Origin of the sequence: Microbacterium stercoris (genome assembly GCF_017592545.1) — a bacterium.
In the GTDB taxonomy this organism is placed as follows: Bacteria; Actinomycetota; Actinomycetes; order Actinomycetales; family Microbacteriaceae; genus Microbacterium; species Microbacterium stercoris.
Genome location: NZ_JAGFOA010000005.1, coordinates 99,623 through 121,451 on the forward strand (window position 1 = coordinate 99,623; position 21,829 = coordinate 121,451).

20 protein-coding genes are annotated in these 21,829 nt (G+C 70.0%); 17 read left to right on the forward strand and 3 right to left on the reverse strand.

Annotation, left to right across the window (positions count from 1 at the left end):
* Nucleotides 1–196: 196 nt before the first annotated feature.
* The 7 genes from rpsA to J5V96_RS12870 all read left to right on the forward strand — a co-directional run bounded on the left by rpsA (nucleotide 197) and on the right by J5V96_RS12870 (nucleotide 8,585).
* On the forward strand, nucleotides 197–1,651 hold the full coding sequence (gene rpsA / locus J5V96_RS12840; protein WP_208500074.1) for a 30S ribosomal protein S1: 1,455 nt from the start codon (nucleotides 197–199) through the stop codon (nucleotides 1,649–1,651).
* Between the two features lie 195 nt (nucleotides 1,652–1,846).
* Entirely contained in the window at nucleotides 1,847–2,746 is a 900-nt protein-coding gene (locus J5V96_RS12845; RefSeq protein WP_208500075.1) for an ABC transporter ATP-binding protein, read from the forward strand.
* Nucleotides 2,743–3,786 carry an aliphatic sulfonate ABC transporter substrate-binding protein gene (locus J5V96_RS12850; protein WP_208500076.1) on the forward strand — a complete coding sequence of 348 codons (1,044 nt, stop codon included), beginning with the start codon at nucleotides 2,743–2,745 and terminating at the stop codon, nucleotides 3,784–3,786. Before J5V96_RS12845 ends, J5V96_RS12850 begins: the two co-directional genes overlap by 4 nt.
* Before the next feature lie 98 nt (nucleotides 3,787–3,884).
* The gene (locus J5V96_RS12855; RefSeq protein ID WP_372439927.1) at nucleotides 3,885–4,691 is read left to right on the forward strand and encodes an ABC transporter permease; all 807 of its coding nucleotides are present in this window, start codon (nucleotides 3,885–3,887) and stop codon (nucleotides 4,689–4,691) included.
* Nucleotides 4,691–6,706: an acetate--CoA ligase gene (acs, locus tag J5V96_RS12860; RefSeq protein ID WP_208500077.1), complete on the forward strand. Its 2,016-nt coding sequence runs from the start codon at nucleotides 4,691–4,693 to the stop codon at nucleotides 6,704–6,706. The genes J5V96_RS12855 and acs overlap by 1 nt, the downstream gene beginning before the upstream one ends.
* Entirely contained in the window at nucleotides 6,703–8,040 is a 1,338-nt protein-coding gene (locus tag J5V96_RS12865) for an O-acetylhomoserine aminocarboxypropyltransferase/cysteine synthase family protein (protein ID WP_208500078.1), read from the forward strand. Before acs ends, J5V96_RS12865 begins: the two co-directional genes overlap by 4 nt.
* The gene (locus J5V96_RS12870) at nucleotides 8,037–8,585 is read left to right on the forward strand and encodes a CoA-binding protein (RefSeq protein WP_208500079.1); all 549 of its coding nucleotides are present in this window, start codon (nucleotides 8,037–8,039) and stop codon (nucleotides 8,583–8,585) included. The genes J5V96_RS12865 and J5V96_RS12870 overlap by 4 nt, the downstream gene beginning before the upstream one ends.
* A 93-nt stretch (nucleotides 8,586–8,678) precedes the next feature.
* Here J5V96_RS12870 and J5V96_RS12875 read toward each other — a convergent pair whose 3' ends face one another.
* Complete coding sequence (locus J5V96_RS12875; protein ID WP_208500080.1) at nucleotides 8,679–9,305, reverse strand: hypothetical protein; 627 nt, start codon at nucleotides 9,303–9,305, stop codon at nucleotides 8,679–8,681.
* 67 nt (nucleotides 9,306–9,372) lie between these two features.
* Here J5V96_RS12875 and J5V96_RS12880 point away from each other — a divergent pair, with 67 nt between their 5' ends.
* Nucleotides 9,373–9,804 (forward strand): DUF1761 domain-containing protein, encoded by a 432-nt coding sequence (locus J5V96_RS12880; RefSeq protein ID WP_208500081.1) that lies wholly within the window; start codon nucleotides 9,373–9,375, stop codon nucleotides 9,802–9,804.
* A 16-nt stretch (nucleotides 9,805–9,820) separates the two neighbouring features.
* Here the strand turns inward: J5V96_RS12880 and J5V96_RS12885 are convergent, their stop codons facing one another.
* Nucleotides 9,821–10,477, reverse strand: coding sequence for an HAD-IA family hydrolase (locus J5V96_RS12885; protein ID WP_208500082.1), 657 nt, complete (start codon nucleotides 10,475–10,477; stop codon nucleotides 9,821–9,823).
* A 79-nt stretch (nucleotides 10,478–10,556) separates the two neighbouring features.
* Between J5V96_RS12885 and J5V96_RS12890 the strand changes: the two genes are divergently transcribed.
* Nucleotides 10,557–10,919, forward strand: coding sequence for a VOC family protein (locus tag J5V96_RS12890; RefSeq protein WP_208500083.1), 363 nt, complete (start codon nucleotides 10,557–10,559; stop codon nucleotides 10,917–10,919).
* 17 nt (nucleotides 10,920–10,936) lie between these two features.
* Here J5V96_RS12890 and J5V96_RS12895 read toward each other — a convergent pair whose 3' ends face one another.
* Nucleotides 10,937–11,986: a LacI family DNA-binding transcriptional regulator gene (locus tag J5V96_RS12895; RefSeq protein WP_208500084.1), complete on the reverse strand. Its 1,050-nt coding sequence runs from the start codon at nucleotides 11,984–11,986 to the stop codon at nucleotides 10,937–10,939.
* Between the two features lie 135 nt (nucleotides 11,987–12,121).
* Here J5V96_RS12895 and J5V96_RS12900 point away from each other — a divergent pair, with 135 nt between their 5' ends.
* The 8 genes from J5V96_RS12900 to J5V96_RS12935 all read left to right on the forward strand — a co-directional run bounded on the left by J5V96_RS12900 (nucleotide 12,122) and on the right by J5V96_RS12935 (nucleotide 21,828).
* Complete coding sequence (locus J5V96_RS12900) at nucleotides 12,122–13,429, forward strand: ABC transporter substrate-binding protein (protein ID WP_208500085.1); 1,308 nt, start codon at nucleotides 12,122–12,124, stop codon at nucleotides 13,427–13,429.
* 131 nt (nucleotides 13,430–13,560) lie between these two features.
* Nucleotides 13,561–14,508 (forward strand): carbohydrate ABC transporter permease, encoded by a 948-nt coding sequence (locus J5V96_RS12905; RefSeq protein ID WP_208500086.1) that lies wholly within the window; start codon nucleotides 13,561–13,563, stop codon nucleotides 14,506–14,508.
* Nucleotides 14,505–15,380 (forward strand): carbohydrate ABC transporter permease, encoded by an 876-nt coding sequence (locus J5V96_RS12910; protein WP_208500087.1) that lies wholly within the window; start codon nucleotides 14,505–14,507, stop codon nucleotides 15,378–15,380. Before J5V96_RS12905 ends, J5V96_RS12910 begins: the two co-directional genes overlap by 4 nt.
* Nucleotides 15,377–17,896 (forward strand): glycoside hydrolase family 2 protein, encoded by a 2,520-nt coding sequence (locus J5V96_RS12915; protein ID WP_208500088.1) that lies wholly within the window; start codon nucleotides 15,377–15,379, stop codon nucleotides 17,894–17,896. The genes J5V96_RS12910 and J5V96_RS12915 overlap by 4 nt, the downstream gene beginning before the upstream one ends.
* A 16-nt stretch (nucleotides 17,897–17,912) precedes the next feature.
* Nucleotides 17,913–18,854, forward strand: a complete 942-nt coding sequence (locus tag J5V96_RS12920; RefSeq protein WP_307793325.1) for a glycoside hydrolase family 113 — start codon at nucleotides 17,913–17,915, stop codon at nucleotides 18,852–18,854.
* Between the two features lie 14 nt (nucleotides 18,855–18,868).
* Nucleotides 18,869–19,465: a dephospho-CoA kinase gene (gene coaE, locus J5V96_RS12925; protein WP_208500089.1), complete on the forward strand. Its 597-nt coding sequence runs from the start codon at nucleotides 18,869–18,871 to the stop codon at nucleotides 19,463–19,465.
* Nucleotides 19,466–19,468: 3 nt separating this feature from the next.
* Entirely contained in the window at nucleotides 19,469–20,236 is a 768-nt protein-coding gene (locus J5V96_RS12930; RefSeq protein ID WP_208500090.1) for a LamB/YcsF family protein, read from the forward strand.
* Complete coding sequence (locus J5V96_RS12935; protein ID WP_307793330.1) at nucleotides 20,233–21,828, forward strand: 5-oxoprolinase subunit B/C family protein; 1,596 nt, start codon at nucleotides 20,233–20,235, stop codon at nucleotides 21,826–21,828. Before J5V96_RS12930 ends, J5V96_RS12935 begins: the two co-directional genes overlap by 4 nt.
* The last annotated feature ends 1 nt before the right edge of the window (nucleotide 21,829 follow it).

The window sequence follows — 21,829 nt, forward strand, 5'->3', positions numbered from 1 at the left end:
CCGGGGTCAGGACTCTGATACCCTGGAGTGTCACGCGTGTGCGCGTCGCTTCGGCTTGCTCGGAGATGGACCACGGCGTGATGCACCAACACAATCCAACTGCCGCGGTTCGACCGTGGTCTCGCGCGTCCGGGTCATCCGGGGGTGCAGACCGAGCCGTGGCCCGAGTAAACATCCAACAAGGACAACCCACTAAATGACTAACGCAACGACCGCCCCGGCCACCAAGCAGGTCGCGATCAACGACATCGGCTCTGCTGAGGACTTCCTGGCCGCGGTCGAGAAGACCCTCAAGTCCTTCAACGACGGCGACATCATCGAGGGCACGATCGTCAAGATCGACCGCGACGAGGTCCTGCTCGACGTGAGCTTCAAGACCGAGGGCGTCATCCCCTCGCGCGAGCTCTCCATCAAGCACGACGTCGACCCCAACGAGGTCGTCAGCGTCGGCGACGTCGTCGAGGCCCTCGTTCTCCAGAAGGAGGACAAGGAAGGCCGTCTGATCCTGTCGAAGAAGCGCGCGCAGTACGAGCGCGCCTGGGGCGACGTGGAGAAGATCAAGGAGCTGGACGGCGTCGTCACCGGCACCGTCATCGAGGTCGTCAAGGGTGGCCTCATCGTCGACATCGGCCTGCGCGGCTTCCTGCCGGCCTCGCTCATCGAGCTGCGCCGCGTCCGCGACCTCACGCCGTACCTCGGCCAGGAGATCGAGGCGAAGATCCTCGAGCTCGACAAGAACCGCAACAACGTCGTGCTGTCGCGCCGCGCCCTCCTCGAGGAGACGCAGTCGGCCACGCGCACGCAGTTCCTGAACAACCTGCACAAGGGTCAGGTCCGCAAGGGTGTTGTGTCGTCGATCGTCAACTTCGGTGCGTTCGTCGACCTGGGTGGCGTCGACGGTCTCGTCCACGTCTCCGAGCTCTCGTGGAAGCACATCGAGCACGCCTCCGAGGTCGTCGAGGTGGGCCAGGAGGTCACCGTCGAGATCCTCGAGGTCGACCTCGACCGCGAGCGCGTCTCGCTGTCGCTGAAGGCGACGCAGGAGGACCCGTGGCAGGTCTTCGCCCGTACGCACGCGATCGGTCAGATCACGCCGGGCAAGGTCACCAAGCTCGTTCCGTTCGGTGCGTTCGTCCGCGTCGCCGACGGCATCGAGGGCCTCGTGCACATCTCGGAGCTCTCGGCGAAGCACGTCGAGCTGGCTGAGCAGGTCGTCTCGGTGGGCGAGGAGGTCTTCGTCCGCGTCATCGACATCGACCTCGACCGTCGCCGCATCTCGCTCTCGCTCAAGCAGGCCAACGAGATGGTCGACCCCAACGGCACCGAGTTCGACCCGGCGCTGTACGGCATGGTCACCGAGTACGACGAGAACGGCGAGTACAAGTACCCCGAGGGCTTCGACCCGGAGACCAACCAGTGGCTCGAGGGCTTCGACGAGGCTCGCGAGAAGTGGGAGCAGGAGTACGCCGCTGCTCAGGCCCGCTGGGAGCAGCACAAGTCGCAGGTCGCCAAGGCCCTCGAGGCCGAGGCCGAGGCCGGCGAGGAGTTCTCCGCCGCCGGTTCGTCGTTCAGCTCGGAGTCGGCCGGCGCCGGCACGCTCGCTGACGACGAGGCCCTCGCCGCTCTGCGCGAGAAGCTCGCCGGTCGCTGAGCAGACCGCTCATCGGCTGCGGCCGATGACGATCGGCGAATGACCGCCTGACTCTCTGAGTCGAAAGGGGTCGGATCCTTCGGGATCCGGCCCCTTTCCCGTCTCCGGACGTGCTCCACGACGCCGTGGCGTGCTCCATGTCGCCGTGTTTCGGAACGATTCGTCATATTCACAGGCCTTGGCGACGATGGGGGTATGTCCCCGCTTGCAGGATCCCTCGCGTCCGTCGACGTCGCATCCGGCGGCCTTCGCGCGCGCGGGGGCGCCGTGAGCCTCGGGTCCGTCAGTCGCACGTTCGCGACGCCGACCGGCACCCGTGAGGTGCTCCGGGGCGTCGACATCGGCCTCGCGGCCGGGGAGATCCTGTCTGTCATCGGCCCGTCGGGCTGCGGCAAGTCGACGCTGCTGCGCCTCATCGGCGGCCTCGATTCGCCCACCGCGGGGGAGATCACCGTCGACGGCACCACGCTGTCCGACACCGACGAGCGCACGGCCGTCGCCTTCCAGGAGCCGCGTCTGCTGCCGTGGCGCACGCTCGCTCAGAACGTGCACCTCGGCCTGCCCCGCGGTGCCTACACGGGCGCCGCCGGTCGCCGCGCGGCGCGCGAGCGCGTCGCGGAGCTGCTGCATCTCGTCGGCCTCGATCACGCCGCGGATCAGCGACCCAGCGAGGTGTCCGGCGGCATGGCGCAGCGCGCCTCCCTCGCGCGTGCGCTCGCGCGCAACCCCGAGGTGCTGCTGCTGGACGAGCCCTTCGGGGCCCTCGACGCGCTGACGCGCCTTCGTATGCAGGACCTGCTGATCGACATCCACGCCGCCCAGCCGACGACGATCCTGCTCGTGACACACGACGTCGAGGAGGCCCTGTACCTCGGCGACCGCGTGCTGCTCCTGCGCTCCCTGCACGGCGCCGACGACACCGCCTCCGGCTCGATCGCCGACATCGTCGACGTGCCCGGATCTCGCCCGCGCGACCGCGCCGACCGAGCGCTCGCCGACCTGCGCGCCGGCCTCCTCGAGGGGCTCGGCGTTCCCACCCACCACAGCGACCCCACCGCAGCCGACCCGTACGGCACCCCTGAGGAGACCCGATGAGCATCATCCGCCGCACCGCCCCCGCCTTCCTGCTGACCGGCGCCATCGCGATGCTGGCCACCGGCTGCGTCGCCGGCGAGAACGCCCCGAAGCCCGCCGCCGCCGACGACGCCTCCGGGAGCAGCGCGGCCGAATGGTCGACCGACTCCGTCACGGTCGACTGGGCCACGTACAACCCCCTCAGCCTGATCGTGAAGGATCAGGGCCTCATCGAGAAGGCCCTCGGCGACGACGTCGACGTCGAGTGGGTGCAGTCGGCCGGGTCGAACAAGGCCAACGAGCTGCTGCGCTCGGGATCGGCCGACGTCGCATCGACCGCGGGCTCGGCCGCGCTGTTCGCTCGCTCGAACGGCTCTCCCATCAAGGTCATCGACATCTACTCGCAGCCGGAGTGGTCGGCCATCGTGGTCGGCGCGGACAGCAACATCACCGACGTCGAGCAGCTGAAGGGCAAGTCGGTCGCCGCGACCAAGGGCACCGACCCGTACTTCTTCCTGCTCCAGGCGCTCGAGGCCGCGGGCCTGACGCTCGCCGACGTCGAGGTGCAGAATCTCCAGCACGCCGACGGCCGCGCCGCCCTCGACGGCGGCTCGGTGCAGGCCTGGGCGGGCCTCGACCCGATCATGGCCGCGGCCGAGGTCGAGTCCGGCGACAAGCTGATCTACCGCAACGTCGACTTCAACACGTACGGCTTCCTCAACGCCACCGAGGACTTCATCACGAACCACGCGGATGTCGCGCAGGTCGTCGTCGACGCGTACGAGGAGGCCCGCGCCTGGGCGCTGGAGCACCCGGAGGAGACGGCGGAGCTGCTCGCCGAGGTGGCGGCGATCGACCCCGCCGTCGCGAAGACCGTGATCGAGGAGCGTTCGAACCTCGATGTGTCGGGCGTCCCGGGAGACGACCAGATCGCCGTGCTGGAGAAGATCGCGCCGGTCATCGTCGATTCCGGTGACGTCGCCGGCGGCGAGGCGGCCGTCACCGCCGCGCTCGAGTCGATCATCGAGGACTCCTTCGCGAAGGCGGCCACGAGCAAGTGACCGAGAGCTCGCAGGCGGATGCCGCCGTGGATGCGTCCACGGCGGCATCCGTCGTACCCGGCCTGAGCCTTCCGGATCAGCGCGCTGTCGCGGGGACCGTGACCGCAGCCACCGTGCGTGCATCGCACCCGCTCGGCGCGACCCCGTGGTGGTCGCGCACCTCGGTCCGGGTCGTGGGCGGCCTCCTCGTGCCCGTGGCGATCGTCGTGGTCTGGCTGGCGGTCACGCTCACCGGATTGGTTCCGCCCTTCCGCCTGCCGTCGCCGATCGCGGTCGTGCAGGCAGCCGGACAGCTCATCGCCGACGGCAGCCTCTTCACGCACATCGCGATCTCGACCCAGCGCGTGATCATCGGCTTCCTCGTCGGATCCGTCGTAGGCCTGTTCTTCGCCGCGATCGTCGGTCTCACTCGCTCGGGAGACATCCTGCTCAGCCCGCTGCTGGTGGCGCTGCGCGCGGTGCCGTCGCTGGCCTGGGTGCCCCTGCTGATCCTGTGGCTGCAGATCGGCGAGGAGTCGAAGATCACCCTGATCGCGATCGGGGCGTTCTTCCCGGTGTTCACCACCGTCGCGGGAGCCCTGCGCCGGGTCGATCCTCAGCTGGTCGAGGCGGGCCGCTCCTTCGGCCTGCGCGGTTGGTCCCTGCTGCGCACCGTTCAGCTGCCGGCGGTGGTCCCGTCGCTCGTGTCGGGCCTGCGCCTGGCGCTCGCGCAGGCCTGGCTGTTCCTCGTCGCCGCCGAGCTCATCGCCTCATCGATGGGCCTCGGCTGGCTGCTCTCCGACTCGGGCAACACCGGTCGCGTCGACCGGATCCTGCTGGCCATCGTGCTGCTCGCCCTGCTCGGAACCCTGACCAACGCGCTGCTTGTGCTGTTCGAGCGCGCCGTGCTGAAGAGGTGGTTGTGATGACCCTCATCGATCACGCTGAGGAGGCGCGGCTGGTCGAGACGCGCGCCTACCCGGCGCCCGCAGACTTCGCGGCGCAGGCGAATGTCGGGGAAGAGGCCTACGCGCGTGCCGCGGCGGACCCGACCGCCTTCTGGGAGGAGGCGGCCCGCCGTCTCGACTGGGCGGCCCCCTGGCACACCGCACACGAGTGGGAGCCGCCGGTGCGCGACGGGGATGGCGAGCTCAGCGTGCCCGCCGCCCGCTGGTTCGTGGGCGGACAGCTCAATGTCGCCTACAACTGCGTCGACCGCCACGTCGAGCAAGGCCGTGGCGACAAGGTCGCGCTGCACTTCGAGGGCGAGCCCGGCGACCGCACCACGGTCACCTATGCGGATCTGCAGCGGCGCGTCTCGCAGGCAGCGAACGGTCTGCTCGCTCTGGGCATCGAGGCGGGTGACCGGGTGGTCGTGTATCTGCCGGTGCTGATCGAGACGGTGGTGATCGCGCTCGCGTGCGCGCGCATCGGCGCGGTGCACTCGCTCGTGTTCGGCGGCTTCTCGGCCGAGGCCGTGCGGTTCCGCATCGAGGACACCGGCGCCAAGCTGCTCGTCACGACCGACGGGCAGTGGCGTCGCGGAAAGGCCGTCGAGGTCAAGTCGGCCGCCGACCAGGCCGCGGACGGGATCGCCTCGATCGAACACGTGCTCGTTGTGCGCCGCACCGGCCAGGACGTGCCGTGGACCGAGGGACGCGATGTGTGGTGGCACGACGTGGTCGAGACGGCGTCACCGTCGCACGTGCCGCAGCCGTTCGACTCCGAGCACCCGCTGTTCATCATCTACACGTCCGGCACCACGGGGAAGCCCAAAGGGCTCGTCCACACATCGGGCGGGTACCTGACGCAGGCGAGCTGGGCGCACTGGGCGCACTTCGACGCCAAGGACTCCGACGTGCACTGGTGCACCGCCGACCTCGCCTGGGTCACGGCGCACACGTACGAGCTCTACGGCCCGCTCTCGAACGGGCTCACGCAGGTCATCTACGAGGGCACGCCTGACACTCCGAGCCGGAATCGTCATCTCGAGATCATCGAGCGCTACGGCGTGACCGTCTACTACACGGCGCCCACCCTGATCCGCACCTTCATGACCTGGTGGGGCGACACGATCCCGCAGGAGCACGACCTGTCGACGCTGCGCCTTCTCGGCACGGTGGGCGAGGCGATCAATCCCGAGGCGTGGGTCTGGTTCCGTCGCAACCACGGGCGCGACGAGCTGCCGATCGTCGATACGTGGTGGCAGTCCGAGACCGGCGCCGCCATGATCGCGCCGCTGCCGGGCGCCACGACCCTCAAGCCCGGATCAGCGACCATCCCGCTTCCCGGCATCGATGCCGCCGTGGTGGATGACGACGGCGAACCAGTGGCGCCCGGTCGCTCGGGCACGCTCGTTGTGCGCCGCCCGTGGCCCGGGATGGCACGCACGGTCTGGGGCAACCCGCAGCGCTACCGCGACTCGTACTGGGCCCCCTTTGCGGGCAAGGGCGAGCACGGCGCGTACTACGTGGCGGGCGACGGGGCGACGGTCGACGATGACGGATACATCCGGATCCTCGGTCGCCTCGACGACGTCGTCAATGTCTCGGGTCACCGGCTCTCGACGATCGAGATCGAGTCCTCGCTCGTCGCGCACCCCGCCGTGGGCGAGGCGGGCGTCGCGGGCGTCGACGACCCGCTGACCGGTCACGCCGTGGTCGCCTTCGTCACCGTGCGCGACGAGGTGTCGGCCGACGAACTGCGCGCGCAGGTGGCCCGGGACATCGGCCCGATCGCCAAGCCGCGACACCTCGTGTTCGTGCCGGAGATCCCCAAGACGCGCTCCGGGAAGATCCTGCGCCGCCTGCTGGTTCAGCTGTGGCAGGGCGACACCCTGGGCGACACCACCTCGCTGCAGAACCCCTGGGCCGTCGACGGCATCCGCGACGCCGTCGATGCCCTGCAGAAGCCCGACAACACTCCGAAGGAGAACGCATGACCGAGGAGCACCGTTTCGGGTTCCGCACCCGCGCGCTGCACGCCGGCGGCACCCCCGATGCCGCGACCGGTGCCCGCGCGGTGCCGATCTACCAGACATCGTCGTTCGTGTTCGACGGTGCCCAGGACGCCGCGAACCTCTTCGCGCTCCAGAAGTACGGCAACATCTACTCGCGCATCGGCAACCCGACGGTCGCCGCGCTCGAGGAGCGCCTCGCCTCCCTCGAGGGCGGCATCGGCGCCGTGGCGACGGCGAGCGGCATGAGCGCCGAGTTCATCACCTTCGCCGCACTGGTCGGAGCCGGCGACCATGTCGTCGCCTCGGCCAACCTCTACGGCGGCACCGTGACGCAGCTCGATGTGACGCTGCGCCGCTTCGGGGTCGACACCACGTTCGTGGCCTCCAGCGACCCGGCGGAGTACGCCGCGGCGATCCGCGAGAACACGAAGGTTCTCTACGTCGAGGGCATCGGCAACCCGTCGGGAGAGATCGCCGACATCGAGGGTCTCGCCGAGGTCGCCCACGCCGCGGGCATCCCGCTCGTGGTCGACTCGACGCTCTCGACCCCGTACCTCTCGCGCCCGCTCGAGCACGGCGCCGACATCGTGATCCACTCGGTCACGAAGTTCCTCGGCGGCCACGGCACCACCCTCGGCGGCATCGTGATCGAATCAGGACGGTTCGACTGGGGCAACGGCAAGTTCCCGACCATGACCGAGCCCGTGCCCTCCTATGGCGGCATCAAGTGGTGGGACAACTTCGGTGAGTACGGGTTCCTCACCAAGCTGCGCAGCGAGCAGCTGCGCGACATCGGCCCCTCGCTCGGTCCGACCGCCGCGTTCAATCTGCTGCAGGGCGTCGAGACCCTCCCGCAGCGCATCGACGCGCACCTCGCCAACGCGCGCACCGTGGCGGAGTGGCTGTCGACGGATCCGCGCGTGTCGTTCGTGACGTGGGCGGGCCTCGAGAGCCACCCGCACCACGAGCGCGCGAAGAAGTACTTCCCCCTCGGCCCGGGCTCCGTCTTCGCGTTCGGTGTGAAGCCGCAGGGCGACTTCGCCGACGACGCCGCGGTCGCCGATGCGGCGCGCGCGGCGGGCGAGACGTTCATCGACTCCGTGCGCCTCGCCTCGCACCTCGCCAACATCGGCGATGCGCGCACGCTCGTCATCCATCCCGCCTCCACCACGCATCAGCAGCTCACGCCGGAGCAGCTGGTCTCGGCGGGCGTGCCGGCCGACCTGATCCGCATCTCGGTCGGCCTCGAGGACGTCGAGGACATCATCTGGGACCTGGATCAGGCCCTCACCGAGGCGACGGGAGTCACACGATGAGCGAAGCACCCGGCGGGCTGGTCGCCTGCGAGCTGCCCTGGGCGAAGGAACCCGTCCCCGGACGCACCTGGGTCGGGCCCGGCGCGCAGGCGCGATACGAGATCCTGCGCCGCGCGAAGACGATCGCGATCGTCGGCGCCTCGAACAACCCCGCGCGTGCCAGCTACTTCGTCGGCACCTACCTGCTGTCGAGCTCGCCGTACGAGGTGTACTTCGTCAACCCGCGCGAGACGACGATCCTGGGCCGCCCGGCCTATGCGAGCCTGGCCGACCTGCCGGTGAAGCCCGACATCGTCGACGTGTTCCGCCGCGACGAGGATCTGCCGGGCGTCGCCCGCGAGGCCGTCGAGGCGGGCGCCCAGACCCTGTGGCTGCAGCTCGGCTCGTGGAACGAGGAGGCCGCCGCGATCGCCGAGGAGGGCGGTCTGGACGTGGTGATGGACCGCTGCGTGAAGATCGAGCACGCTCGGTTCCACGGTGGCCTGCACCTCGCCGGCTTCGACACGGGCGTCATCAGCTCCAAGCGCCAGCTGCTCGCCCGCTGACGCGGCAAGACACGAGGAGGCCGGATCCGCCGATCCGGGCCTCGTCGCATTCTGGGCGCTGCTGCAGGTTGCTCCGCGGACGCCCGGCTCGTGTCATCCGCGGCGCTCGGGATAGTACGCCCCGTCACCGCTCGCTTCGAGCGCCCGCGCGACGATCTCGATGTGCTCGTGCGCCATCTCCTCGGGCATGGCGGGGAGCACCTGCTCCCAGAACGGCAGGATGGCGCCTCGCCCCTGCATCATGCCTTCCGGACGCGCGTACGCCCAGAGGTGCAGATGAGCGGATCCGTCGTTCCAGCGCATGAGATGACACCGCGCGACCCCGGGGATCCGCTTCACGGCGTTGGAGACTCGCTGGAGCACCGGTCCCATCGCGCTCAGCACATCCAGCGGCGCGCTCTCGAGCAGCACATGAGCACGAGGAGAGATCGTCGCGATGAAGGGCAGGCCCGGTACCGCGAACCCCGACCGCACCGCCCACGTGTCGTTCGCCCAGATCGTGTGCGGGGAAGGACGGCAGTGACCGCACTCTGACGGGTCCGTCTCGCCGTGACGAGGATTCTCCGGCGTGAGCATCTCGGCGAGCGGCAGGAATCGGAGTGAGGTGATACTCGGCACGCCGGCGCCGCTCACCCCGCTCGCATCGAGCGTCTCGCCGATGGGCGACCAGCGGTGCCAGGGGGAGTCAGCCGGGCTCTGGGGAGAGTCATCCCTCGTCATGACCGTATCGAAGCACACCTCGCGGGGCGTATCCCGGCGCGGGTATCCGTGCCGCTACAGTCGGGGCATGATTCCCGAGATCAACTACTGGGCCGTCCTCCTCGCGACGGTGTCGAGCATGCTCGTCGGCACCATCTGGTACGCGCCGAAGGTCTTCGGCACCCGCTGGTCGACGTTGTCCGGCGCGTCCATGGAGGGCACCGGCAAGGACGCCGTTGTGCCGATCGCCGTCACGGTCGTGGTGAGCTTCGTCACCGCGTGGGTGCTCGCGGGCGCCACCACCATCGCGTGGCACTTCTACGAGGGAAGCTACTTCGTGTCGGCTGTCGTGACGGGGCTGCTGCTGTGGGCGGGATTCACGGCGGCGCGGTTCATCACGCACGACGCCTTCGAAGGCCGCCCGTCTGGACTCACGACGCTCAACATCGCCCACGAGCTCGTCACGATCGTGGTGATGGCGGTGATCGTCGGCGTCTGGCCGCCGGCCGGCACCGTCTGACTGCTCGCGCGAAGGGTCAGCCGGCGAAGGCGATCCGGATCACCCCGTCCCCTTCCTGCGTGACCGTCACGCCGCGCAGGTCGGGCACCGCGTGCGTCGGATCGTGCGCGACGGCGTCCGCCCCCACGCCCACCACGCGCATCCCGGCCGCGCGGCCGGCGGTGATCCCGGCGTAGGAATCCTCGAACACCACGCAGTCGGCGGGATCGACGCCGAGCGCCTCGGCCGCCATCAGGAAGCCGGACGGATCGGGCTTGCTCGCGGGGACATCCTCCGCGGTGATCGCGACGGCGGGCACGGCGAGCCCGGCGGCGCTCATCCGGGCCTGGGCGAGCGGCAGACTGGCGGAGGTGACGAGCGCGTGCGGCACCTTCGCGAGGGAGGCGAGAAAGGCCCCGGCGCCAGGGATCTCGACGACCCCGTCGGTGTCCTCGGTCTCGCGTACGAGCATCGCGGCGCCCTCGGCGTGGTTCAGCTCGGCGGGTCGCTCGGGCAGCAGCACGGCCATGCTGCTGTACGCCTGACGGCCGTGGATCAAGGCGAGCACGGTCTCCGGGTCGAGGCCGTGCTCGGCCGACCACTCGAGCCAGATCCGCTCGACGACGGCCGTCGAATCGACGAGGGTTCCATCCATATCGAGCAGCAGAGCGCGCGCTTCGAGGGTTTTCGTCACAGATCGACCGTATCGGTCTTGTCGCCGCCTGCCGTGGGTCGTACGGTGAGCGCGTCGGAACCCAGATGAGGAGGCAGCGATGGCGCACGGAGATGTGACTCACCTCGAGATCCCGGTCGGTGACCTGGAGCGCGGACAGCAGTTCTACGCCGATTTGTTCGGATGGAGCTTCGCCTCACCTCCGGGTTTCGAGGAGTACCCGATGTGGCAGGCGCCCAACGGCGTCTCCGGCGGCGCCCTGACGCCGCGCGAGGAAGGCTTCACGCAACCGCGCTCGGTCGTCGAGGTGGACTCGATCGAGGAGACGCTGCGGAAGGTCACTGCCGCGGGAGGCACCGTGCTCAAGGAGCGCTCGCCGATCAGCGAGACCAGCTGGTGGGCGCTCTTCCGCGACCCCGACGGAAACGAGATCGGGCTGTTCGAAGGCAGCTACGAGGGCTGACCTCGATCCGGTCCACCTCAGCCGATCGGGTCCGCTGAGCGGGGCGGAGGCGCCGTGGTGCCGCGTTCGTGCAGCGTCGGCGTGCCGCCGAGGCGGGCGTGCGGCGGCTCGCCGGCGAGCACGGCGCCGAGCAGGCGCGCGGCCTCGGTACCGTACTGCACCACGTCGTACGACATGACGGAGATGGGCGGGTCGGTGACCTGCGTCAGCATCGAGTCGTCCCAGCCGACGACGCTGAGCGCCGAGGGCACGTCGACGCCGAGGCTGCGCGCGACGCGCAGGCCGTTGACGGCCGTGAGCCCCGAGTCGAAGACGAACGCGGAGTAACCTCCGGCGGCGAGCAGATCGCGCGTGTGCTGCTCGGCCAGCGCCACACCGAAATCGCCGTGCCGGATTGCGTAGCGCACGCCCAGCCGGTCGCACTCGGCTGAGAACGCCTCGTCGCGGATCCTCACGTGCGCGAAGTGCGCGCCGCCGGCGATGCGGGCGATCGCGCGATGCCCCAGGGCATGGAGGTGGCGGACCGCGTCGCGCACGCCGGCGGCGTCATCGGTCCAGGCGGTGGCGAGATCGCCCGTGAGCGACGGGTCTCCGATCGCGACGGCGGGGAGGCCGATGGAGCGCACGACGTCGACGCGCGGGTCGTCGCTCTCGAAGTCGACCAGCACGACGCCGTCGACGCGCTGCTCGGATGTCCATCTGCGATAGGTCGCGATCTCGGACTCGCGGTCCTTCGCGAGCTGCAGGAGCAGGCCGCGGCCCTGTTCCGCGAGCCCGATCTCGAGCCCCGCGATGAGCTGCATGAAGAACGACTCATTCGCCAGGAACCGCGGGTCGCGGCGCAGCACCAGACCGACCGTGTCGCTGCGGCCCTGCGAGAGCATCCGTGCGGCGGCGGTCGGGGCGAAGTCGAGCGAGGCGGCGATCTCGAGGATGTGCGCGCGGGTGCTCTCCGAGACGCCGGGCTTTCCGTTCAGGGCGTAGGAGACCGCGGATGTCGACACCCCGGCCCGGCGCGCGATGTCGCTGATCGTCAACCGCTGCGACGACTTCTTCTTTCCGGGCATGCGATCGACCCTAGGGGATCGGAGAGTGCTTGACAGGTCTGCGCCGTCGTGTCTACGCTCATGCCAACTTAAGCGCTTAAGTGCTTGAGTGCAATCACCCCTTGAACCCATGTCGACGATGACAGGAGACCGATGATGGTCACGAAGAAGTTCCTCACGGCGGGCGCCCTGATCGGGGCGGGCACGCTCGCGCTCGCCGGGTGCAGCGGCGGCGGTCAGGCTGCGGATGGCGGCGACGATGCGGTCGCGGGCACCATCACCGTGCTGACGCAGCGCACCGACATCGTCGACACGGTCTTCCAGGACTACAAGGCCGCCTTCGAGGAGGAGTACCCCGACGTCACGGTCGAGTTCGAGGCGATCACCGACTACGAGGGCGAGATCGCGGTGCGCATGAACACCGAGGACTACGGCGACGTGCTGCTGATCCCCAACAGCGTCAACCCCGACCAGCTCGGCGACTTCTTCGAGCCCATCGGCGACACCGACGAGGTCGCGAAGACCTACCGCTTCGCGTCGGAGGAGGCCTACGACGGCAAGACCTACGGGATCGCCATCACCGGCAACACCAACGGCCTCGTCTACAACAAGAATGTCTGGGAGGAAGCGGGCATCACCGATCTGCCCACGACCCCGGAGGAGTTCCTCGACGACCTGAAGGCGATCGGCGAGAAGACCGACGCGATCCCGTACTACACGAACTACGCCGACGGGTGGCCCCTCAGCCAGTCCGACAGCAACCGCGGCGCACTGGGTGATCCCGACTACTCCAACACTCACGTCGCCTACAGCGACACCCCCTGGGCAGAGGACGAGTGGCACGGCATCGTCGACGGTCTCCTCTACGACATCGTCGAGAACGGTCTGAATGAGGAGGACCCGCTCACCACGAACTGGGAGGAGTCGAAGAACCTGCTCGGCACGGGCAAGGTCGCCACGATGCTGCTCGGCTCGTGGGCGATCACCCAGATGCAGGATGCTGCCGAAGCGGCGGGCGAATCGCGCGACGTCATCGGCTACATGCCGTTCCCGTACCAGGTGGACGGCACGTTCCACGCCCAGGTCGGCGGTGACTACAAGAACGCCATCAACGTGCACAGCGAGCACAAGGCGGCCGCGCGCGCCTGGATCGAGTGGTTCGCGAAGGAGTCGAACTACGCCTTCGACAACGGCGGCCTCTCGCCGCTCGTCGACGGGCCGACCCCGACCACGCTCGGCGACTTCGAGGAGGCCGGCGTGGAGTATGTCGAGATGACGCCCGCGAAGACCGGTGAGGAGAGCTACGAGGCCGACGTCATCAGCAAGGCCGAGATCGACCTCTACGGCCCCGTGTACCGCCAGAAGCTCGTGGACATCGCCCGAGGTGCCGCCGACGGTGACAAGGCGTCGTACTTCGCCGAGCTCAACGAGCGCTGGGCCGCCGCCCGCGCCGAGGTGGGCTGACTCCAGCGCCCGCGCGGGGACGGCGCCGGTGCGGCGCCGTCCCCGTCCGCGCCCGCAGGTGCCCACGAGCGCTGACGAGAGGAACGAGGATGACAGATCTGACAGATGCACCCAAGCTGCAGCCATTGCCGATGCAACCCGGCACCGGCGCGACGCGCACGATCACGGTGCCCGCCAAGATGCGCCGGCGTCGGGGCGCGGGCAACCCGAACGGCACGCGCTGGTTCACCCCGTGGCTGTACCTGCTGGTTCCGGTGGGCCTGCTGGTGGTGTTCACCTACGTTCCCGTGGCGAACATGATCTGGTACTCCTTCACCGACTGGGACGGCCTCGACAAGACCAAGGACGTGGTGGGCTTCGACAATTACGTCGAGATCTTCACGCGTCCCGAGATGTTCCAGGTCTTCTTCGTGAGCCTGTACTACCTGGCCGGATCCGTGATCCAGATGGCGCTGGCGCTCTATTTCGCGACGCTGCTGAGCTTCAGGACGCGCCTGCGCAACTTCTTCAAGGGCGTCCTCTTCTTTCCGTACCTCATCAACGGCGTGGCCATCGGCTTCGTCTTCCTCTACCTGTTCCAGCCGGATGGCACCCTCGATGCCCTGCTGACCGCCGTCGGCCTCGGAACGGATGAGCCGCGCCACTGGCTCGGCGACCCGGATCTGGCGAACTGGTCGCTGGCCGCCACCAGCGTGTGGCGCTACATGGGCCTGAACTTCGTGCTGTTCCTCGGCGCCATCCAGTCGATCCCGAGTGAGCTGTACGAGGCCGCCGAGCTCGACGGCGCGAACCGCTGGCACCAGTTCCGCTACATCATCGCGCCGGGCATCAAGCGCGTGATCAGCCTGTCGTTCATCCTGTCGATCTCGGGCGCCCTGAGCGTCTTCGAGGTCCCATTCATCATGACGGGCGGCGCCAACGGAACCGCCACGTTCGTCATCCAGACCGTCCAGATGGCGTTCGAGTTCCGGCGTGTGGGCTTCGCCTCGGCAATGGCCGTGGTGCTGCTCGCGATCGTGCTCATCGTCACCTGGGTGCAGCGCCGGCTCGTGCCGGACGAGGAGGTCAGCCTCTCATGAGCGCCACCGTCACCCGCCCCCGCGAGATCGTCAAGGCCCGGCCGCGCATCGGCTCCGGCATCGCCGGCACGGTCAAGTACGTCTCCCTCGTGCTCGCGACCTTCGTCGCCCTCGTGCCGCTCGTGGTCGTGCTCTTCGCGTCGTTCAAGACGAAGGAGGAGTACGCCACGACCGGTTCGCTCGCGCCTCCCTCCAACTGGCTCGAGTTCGGCAACTTCATCACGGCGTTCACGCGCGGGAACATGCTGCTGGGCTTCTGGAACACCACGATCATCCTGGTGTTCTCGCTGGCGGGCACGATCCTGATCGGCACGATGGCCGCCTACGCGATCGACCGGTTCCAGTTCCGCTTCAAGGCGCTGGTGGTGGGGCTGTTCCTCGTCGCCTCGCTCGTGCCGGGCGTGACCACGCAGGTGGCCACGTTCCAGATCGTCAACGCGCTCGAGCTGTTCAACACGCACGGCGCGGCGATCATCCTGTTCATGGGCACCGACATCATCGCGATCTACATCTTCCTGCAGTTCATGCAGTCGATCCCGCGCTCGATCGACGAGGCCGCGATGATCGACGGCGCCAACCGCTGGACGATCTACTGGCGCCTCATCCTGCCCCTGCTGAGCCCCGCGATCGTGACCGTCTGCATCATCAAGGGCATCGCGATCTACAACGAGTTCTACCTGCCGTACCTCTACATGCCCTCGCCCAAGCTGGGCGTCATCTCCACCTCGCTGTTCCGCTTCACGGGTCCGTTCGGTGCACAGTGGGAGGTGATCGCGGCGGGAACGATGATCGTGATCCTGCCCACGCTCGTCATCTTCCTGCTCCTCCAGCGTTACATCTACAGCGGCATCACCTCGGGAGCCACCAAATGACCGTCGATCTCCGACACCTGACCGACCGCTGGACCGTGCGCGCACACGGCCCCCGCGTGCCCCCGAACGTGCGCGCCGCGGGGGAGATCCCGGCCCAGGTACCCGGCAGTGCGACAACCGATCTGCTCGCCGCCGGCCTGATCGCGGATCCGTACCTCGACGACAACGAGCGCCTGCAGGCGTGGATCGGCGTCACCGACTTCGAGTACGCGCTGCCGCTGGAGTGGACCGACGACGGATCGGACCGTGTCGACCTCGCCTTCGACGGGCTCGACACGGTCGCAGAGGTGTCGCTGAACGGCGTGAGCGTGCTCGAGACGCGCAACCAGCACCGCTCCCACCGGGTGGCCGCGAAGCAGCTGCTGCGCGAGGGGGTCAACGACCTGCGGGTGCGCTTCACGGCGCCGGTGCGCGCCGCAGCCCTCGCCGAGCGCGAGCTGGGGGCCCGCCCGCACGTCAACCACCACCCCTACAACGCGATCCGCAAGATGGCCTCCGGCTTCGGCTGGGACTGGGGCATCGACACCTCCGCGACCGGCATCTGGCGCTCCGTGCGCCTGGAGAGCTGGTCGGGTGCGCGCATCGCCCAGGTGCGCCCCGTGCCGCGCATCGAGGGACCCGACGGGGTGGTCGATGTGCACGTGTCCTTGGAGCGCGTGTCGGATGCGCCCCTGCACCTCGCGGTGCGCGTGGGCGAACAGGCGGGGCAGCTCGCGCTCGCCGCGGGTCAGGACTCGGCCGTGGTCACCGTGCGCGTGCCCGACGTGCAGCGCTGGTGGCCCCGCGGCTTCGGCGATCCCACCCGCTACCCGCTCGACGTCGCCCTTCGCGACGATCGAGCGGAACTCGACGCCCGATCGCTGAGGATCGGCTTCCGCGAGGTGCGCGTCGACACCACGCCGGATGACGCGGGCACGCCCCTGCGCATCCTCGTGAACGAGCGGCCCGTCTACATCCGCGGTGCGAACTGGATCCCGGACGACGCGTTCCCGCACCGGGTGAACCGCGCCCGCTACGAGGCCCGCATCGCCCAGGCCGAGTTCGCGAACGTGAACCTGCTGCGCGTCTGGGGCGGCGGCATCTACGAGAGCGACGACTTCTACGACCTCTGCGATGAGCGCGGCATGCTCACCTGGCAGGACTTCCTGCTCGCCTGCGCCGCGTATGCCGAGGAGGAACCGCTGCGCTCCGAGATCGAGGCCGAGGCGCGCGAGAACGTCGCCCGCCTCGCGGCGCATCCGTCGCTCATCGTGCTCAACGGCAACAACGAGAACCTCGAGGGCTATCACGAGTGGGGCTGGCCCGCCCGGCTCGACGGCGCCACCTGGGGCGAGCACTATTACCACGACCTGTTCCCACGGATCGTGGAGGAGCTGGCCCCGCACATCGCCTACACCCCGGGAAGCCCGTTCACCCCGGGCGGCACGCACCGTCCGAACGACCCGGATCACGGAAGCGTGCACATCTGGGATCTCTGGAACCGGCGCGACTGGAACGACTATCGCAGCTACACGCCGCGCTTCGTCGCGGAGTTCGGCTGGCAGGGGCCGCCGACCTGGGCGACGCTCACGCGGGCCATCCACGACGATCCGATCTCGCCCGTGTCGCCCGGCGTCCAGGTGCACCAGAAGGCGATCGAGGGCGACGCGAAGCTGACGAGCGGACTCGTCGCCCACACGCCCGTGCCCCGCGACATGCGCGACTGGGTGTGGGCCATGCAGCTCAACCAGGCGCGGGCCATCGGCACCGCCCTCGAGCACTTCCGCTCGCTCTCCCCGCACAATGCGGGGGCGATCGTCTGGCAGCTCAACGACGACTGGCCGGTGATCTCATGGTCCGCGGTCGACGGCGACGGCCGCGAGAAGCCGCTCCTGTACGCCATGAAGCACGCCTTCGCCCCGCGCCTGGTCACGGTGCAGCCGCGCGAGGAGGGCCTCGCGGTCGTGCTGAGCAACGAGACGGACGAGGAGTGGTCCGGATCCCTCACGGTCGCCCGTCACACCGTCGACGGGAGCGAGGTGGCACGCGTCGCGCTCGCCGCAGAGGTCGCGCCGCGTGCCACCGTGACCGTGCCGCTCGGAGAGCTGGGCGTCACGGAGAACGCCGAGGGCGAGCTCCTGCGCGCCCGGCTCGGCGACGCCGTCGGCTGGTGGTTCTTCGCCGACCTGCGCGATGCGGCTCTGTCGTCCGCCGCGCTCGACGTCGTGGTGGGGCCGGCCGCCGGGGGAGTGCGCGTCGACGTCACCGCGCGCACCGTCGTGCGCGACCTCGCGCTGCTCGTCGACACGATCGCGCCCGACGCGGTGGCCGATGACGCGCTCGTCCATCTTCTGCCGGGGGAGAGCGCATCCTTCATCGTCTCGACAGCCGCCGCGGTCGGTCCGTCGGCGTTCGGCGCCCCGGGGGTCATCCGCACGGGCAACGACCTCGTGGCCGGTGCGCCGCAGATCCGGATCGCCGAGGTCTCCGCCGCGACCGAGAGCGCGCTCGAGGAGGAGGTCACCGGTGTCCGCTGAGTGGCATCCTGCCCGGGTGCGTGAACGCCTCGGGTTCGTCACCGGCATGACCTGGGGCTGGACGGGCATTCGCGGCACCTGGGGCACCCCGGAGGCGGAGGCGTCGCTCGACGCGCTCGCCGAGGTGGCGGTCGGATGGAACTGCGTCACCTACGCGGCGCTGCAGGACAAGCCGTCGAGCACCCAGATCCACTGGCGCGACGAGCCCACGGTCACCGACGACGAGATCCGCTGGGCGATCCGTGGCGCGCGCGCCCGCGGGCAGAAGGTCATCCTGAAGCCGGTGGTGAACTGCGCGGACGGCACCTGGCGCGCCTTCATCGGCTTCTTCGAGATCGACGTGCCAGGAGAGCACGGCTGGGCCGACTGGTGGGCGAGCTACACCGAGTTCGTGGTGCACCACGCGCGCATCGCACAGGACGAGGCCGTGGAGCTCTTTGTGATCGGCTGCGAGATGGTGCGCGCCGATCGCCGCGAGGCGGAGTGGCGGGAGCTGATCCGGCAGGTGCGAGCCGTCTACGACGGTCCGATCACCTACAACTGCGACAAGTACCAGGAGGACCACATCACGTGGTGGGATGCCGTGGACGTGATCTCGGCCAGTGGCTACTACCCGTCGGGCGGATGGCCCGCGCAGCTGGATCGCATCGAGAGGGTCGTGCGCGCGCACAACAAGCCGTTCCTGTTCATCGAGGCGGGCTGCCCGAGCCGCGCCGGCTCGGCCGCGCGGCCGAATGACTGGACGTTCGGCGGCGAGGCCGACATGCAGGAGCAGGCCGACTACCTGGCGGAGATGTTCCGCGAGGCCGGGGCACGCGACTGGGTCGACGGCTTTGTGCTGTGGGATTGGCCGGCGCAGCTCTACGCCCGCGAAGAGGCGGCCTCGAACCGCGACTACTGCCCCTATGCCAAGCCCGGCGCGGAGGTCGTGCGGGAGTTCTACGCCTCGCGCAGCTGAGAGAGACTGGGGCCATGCCTCTCCTTGCACTCACCGGCGGCATCGCCTCCGGCAAGTCGACCATCGCCGCCCGCCTCGCCGAACACGGCGCCGTCGTGATCGACGCCGACGCGCTCGTGCGCGAGCTGCAGCAGCCGGGGCAGCCTGTGCTCGCGGCGATCGCCGAGGCGTTCGGCCCCTCGGTGCTGACGCCCGCGGGCGAGCTCGATCGCGCGGCGCTCGGAGCGATCGTGTTCGCCGATCGCTCGAAGCTCGGGGTGCTCAACGGCATCGTGCACCCGGCAGTCAAGGTGGAATCGCAGCGCCGGTTCCGCGCCGCGCTCGACGCCGATCCGCGGGCAGTGGTGGTCTACGACGTTCCGCTGCTCGCGGAGGCGCGCGGCACCGGCGAGTGGGACCTGGTCGTTGTGGCCCACGCGCCCGCGGAGGTGCGCGTGGCGCGGATGGTCGCGAACCGCGGCATGTCCGAGGAGGAGGCCCGGGCCCGCGTCGCCAACCAGGTCTCCGACGAGGAGCGGCTGAAGCTCGCCGACCGGGTGATCGACACCGCGGGCTCGATCGAGGAGACTCTCGCCCAGGCGGATGCGCTCTGGGCGGAGCTGCACGGCTGAGCGATGCGCACGATCGACCTGAACGCGGATCTCGGCGAGAACACCCCCGAGCGGATCGTCGCCGACGACGAGGCGATGCTCGGCATCGTGAGCTCGGCGAATGTGTCCTGTGGCTTCCACGCGGGCGACCCGGATGGCATCCGTGCGACGCTCGCCGCCGCGGTCGCGCGCGGTGTGAGGATCGGCGCGCATCCGGGGTACCGCGATCTCGAGGGCTTCGGGAGGCACGATCGCGAGGTGCCGGCCGCGATCCTGCAGTCGGAGGTCGAATATCAGCTCGGGGCCCTGCTCGGCCTGTCCTCCGCCGTCGGCGGTGCGGTGCGGTACGTGAAGCCGCACGGCGCGCTGTACAACCGCATCGCGTGGGACGAGACGCAGGCGCGGGCCGTCGTCGCGGCGGTGCGCGCGATCGATCCGTCGCTCGTGGTGCTGGGTCTGCCGGGCTCGGCCGTGCTGGCGCTTGCCGAGGGGGCGGGCCTGCCGACGGCGGCGGAGGCGTTCGCCGATCGCGCGTATGCCCCCGATGGTGCGCTCGTGTCGCGCCGCGAGGCCGGGGCGGTGCTGCACGACCCCGTGACCGTGGCCGCCCGGATGCTGCGACTCGCGCACGAGGGGGTGATCGAGGCGATCGACGGTTCCCTCGTTCCCGTGCACGCCGAGTCGATCTGCGTGCACGGCGACAGTGCCGGGGCGGTCGTCCTGGCCCGCGCGGTGCGCAATCAGCTGGAGGCGGAGGGGATCCGGATCTCGCCCTTCGCCGGCGCCCTGTGAGGCGGATCCTGAGCGCGGGCGATCGCGCGCTGCTCGTCGAGACCTCCGACCTCGAGGCGGCGATGCGGCTGCATGCCGCGCTCGTCGCCGAGCCGCTGGACGGCGTTGTGGAGCTTGTGCCGGCGGCACGGACGGTGCTGGTGAGTTTCGATCCTCAGGCGGTGGCGGCGGGGGATCTCAGGGAGCGTCTCGCACGTGCGCCCGTCGCCGAGTCGCTCGCACAGGCGGGCGGTGTCGTCGAGATCCCGGTGATCTACGACGGCGAGGATCTCGATGATGTCGCGGCGCTGCTCGGGGTGTCGCGCGACGAGCTGATCGCCCGGCATCAGGCGGCGAGCTGGCGCGTGGGCTTCGCCGGCTTCGCGCCGGGTTTCGGCTACCTCGTGGGCGACGACGCGCTCTTCGACGTGCCGCGCCGGGCGAGCCCGCGCACGCGCATCCCGGCCGGATCCGTCGCGCTCGCCGGCCCCTACACGGGTGTCTATCCGCGCGAGAGTCCGGGAGGCTGGCAGCTGATCGGACGCACCGACGCCGAGATGTGGGACGTGCGGCGCGATCCTCCGGCGCTGCTGGCGCCGGGCGCCTGCGTGCGGTTCGTCGCCGCATCGCCGAGCGGGTGCTCCAACGCCGATCGGGTGCGCGAACGACTGCCCGCTCGGCGTGAGAGCACCCGCTCGGCGCACGCGGTGGAGGTCGTGGCGACCGGCGTGCAGCTCACGATCCAGGACCTGGGGCGCCCGGGGCGCGCGGCGCTGGGCGTCTCGCCCTCCGGAGCAGCGGATCGTGGCGCGCTGCGGCGTGCGAACCGCGCGGTCGGCAACGCGCCCGGCGAGGCCGCGTTCGAGGTCGCGGTCGGCGGGTCGGTGCTGCGGTTCCGCGGCCCAGGGGTGGTCGCGGTCGCGGGAGCCTCGCTTCCGGCGGTCATCGCGCGCCCGGATGGCTCGGCGTGGGCCGTCGCGCCCGAGCGGCCCACGGCGGTCGCCGACGGCGACGAGCTGCACCTCGGCTTCGCAACGGCGGGCCTGCGCGCGGTGGTCGCGATCCGCGGAGGGTTCGCGGTCGAGCCCGTGCTCGGCAGCCTCGCCACCGACACCCTGGGCGGCATCGGCCCTGAGCGCCCGCTCGCCGCGGGCGCGGTCGTGCCGCTGCGCGGACCGGCGGCCGCTCCGCACGCGGTCGAGCCCGGCGGCATCCCGGCGCCCGCGCCGACCGCTCTCGACGACGTCTCGGAGCTGCGCGTCGAGCTCGGCCCCCGGCACGAGTGGTTCACGGCGGCCGGCATCCGCACCCTCCTGGAGCAGGAGTGGCGGGTGACCCCGCGGTCGGATCGGATCGGCATCCGCCTCGCAGGCGACGTCCCACTCGAGCGGGCGGTGGCAGGAGAGCTGCCGAGCGAAGGCGTGGTGACGGGCGCGATCCAGGTGCCGCCGGACGGGCAGCCCGTGCTGTTCCTGCCCGATCACCCGGTGACCGGCGGCTATCCCGTGATCGCGACGGTGATCGAGGCGGATCTGGATCGCGCCGGACAGCTTCCTCCCGGTGCGCGAGTGCGATTCCGCCTCTCCGGCCCGAATGTCGGAGGCCCCTCCTAGG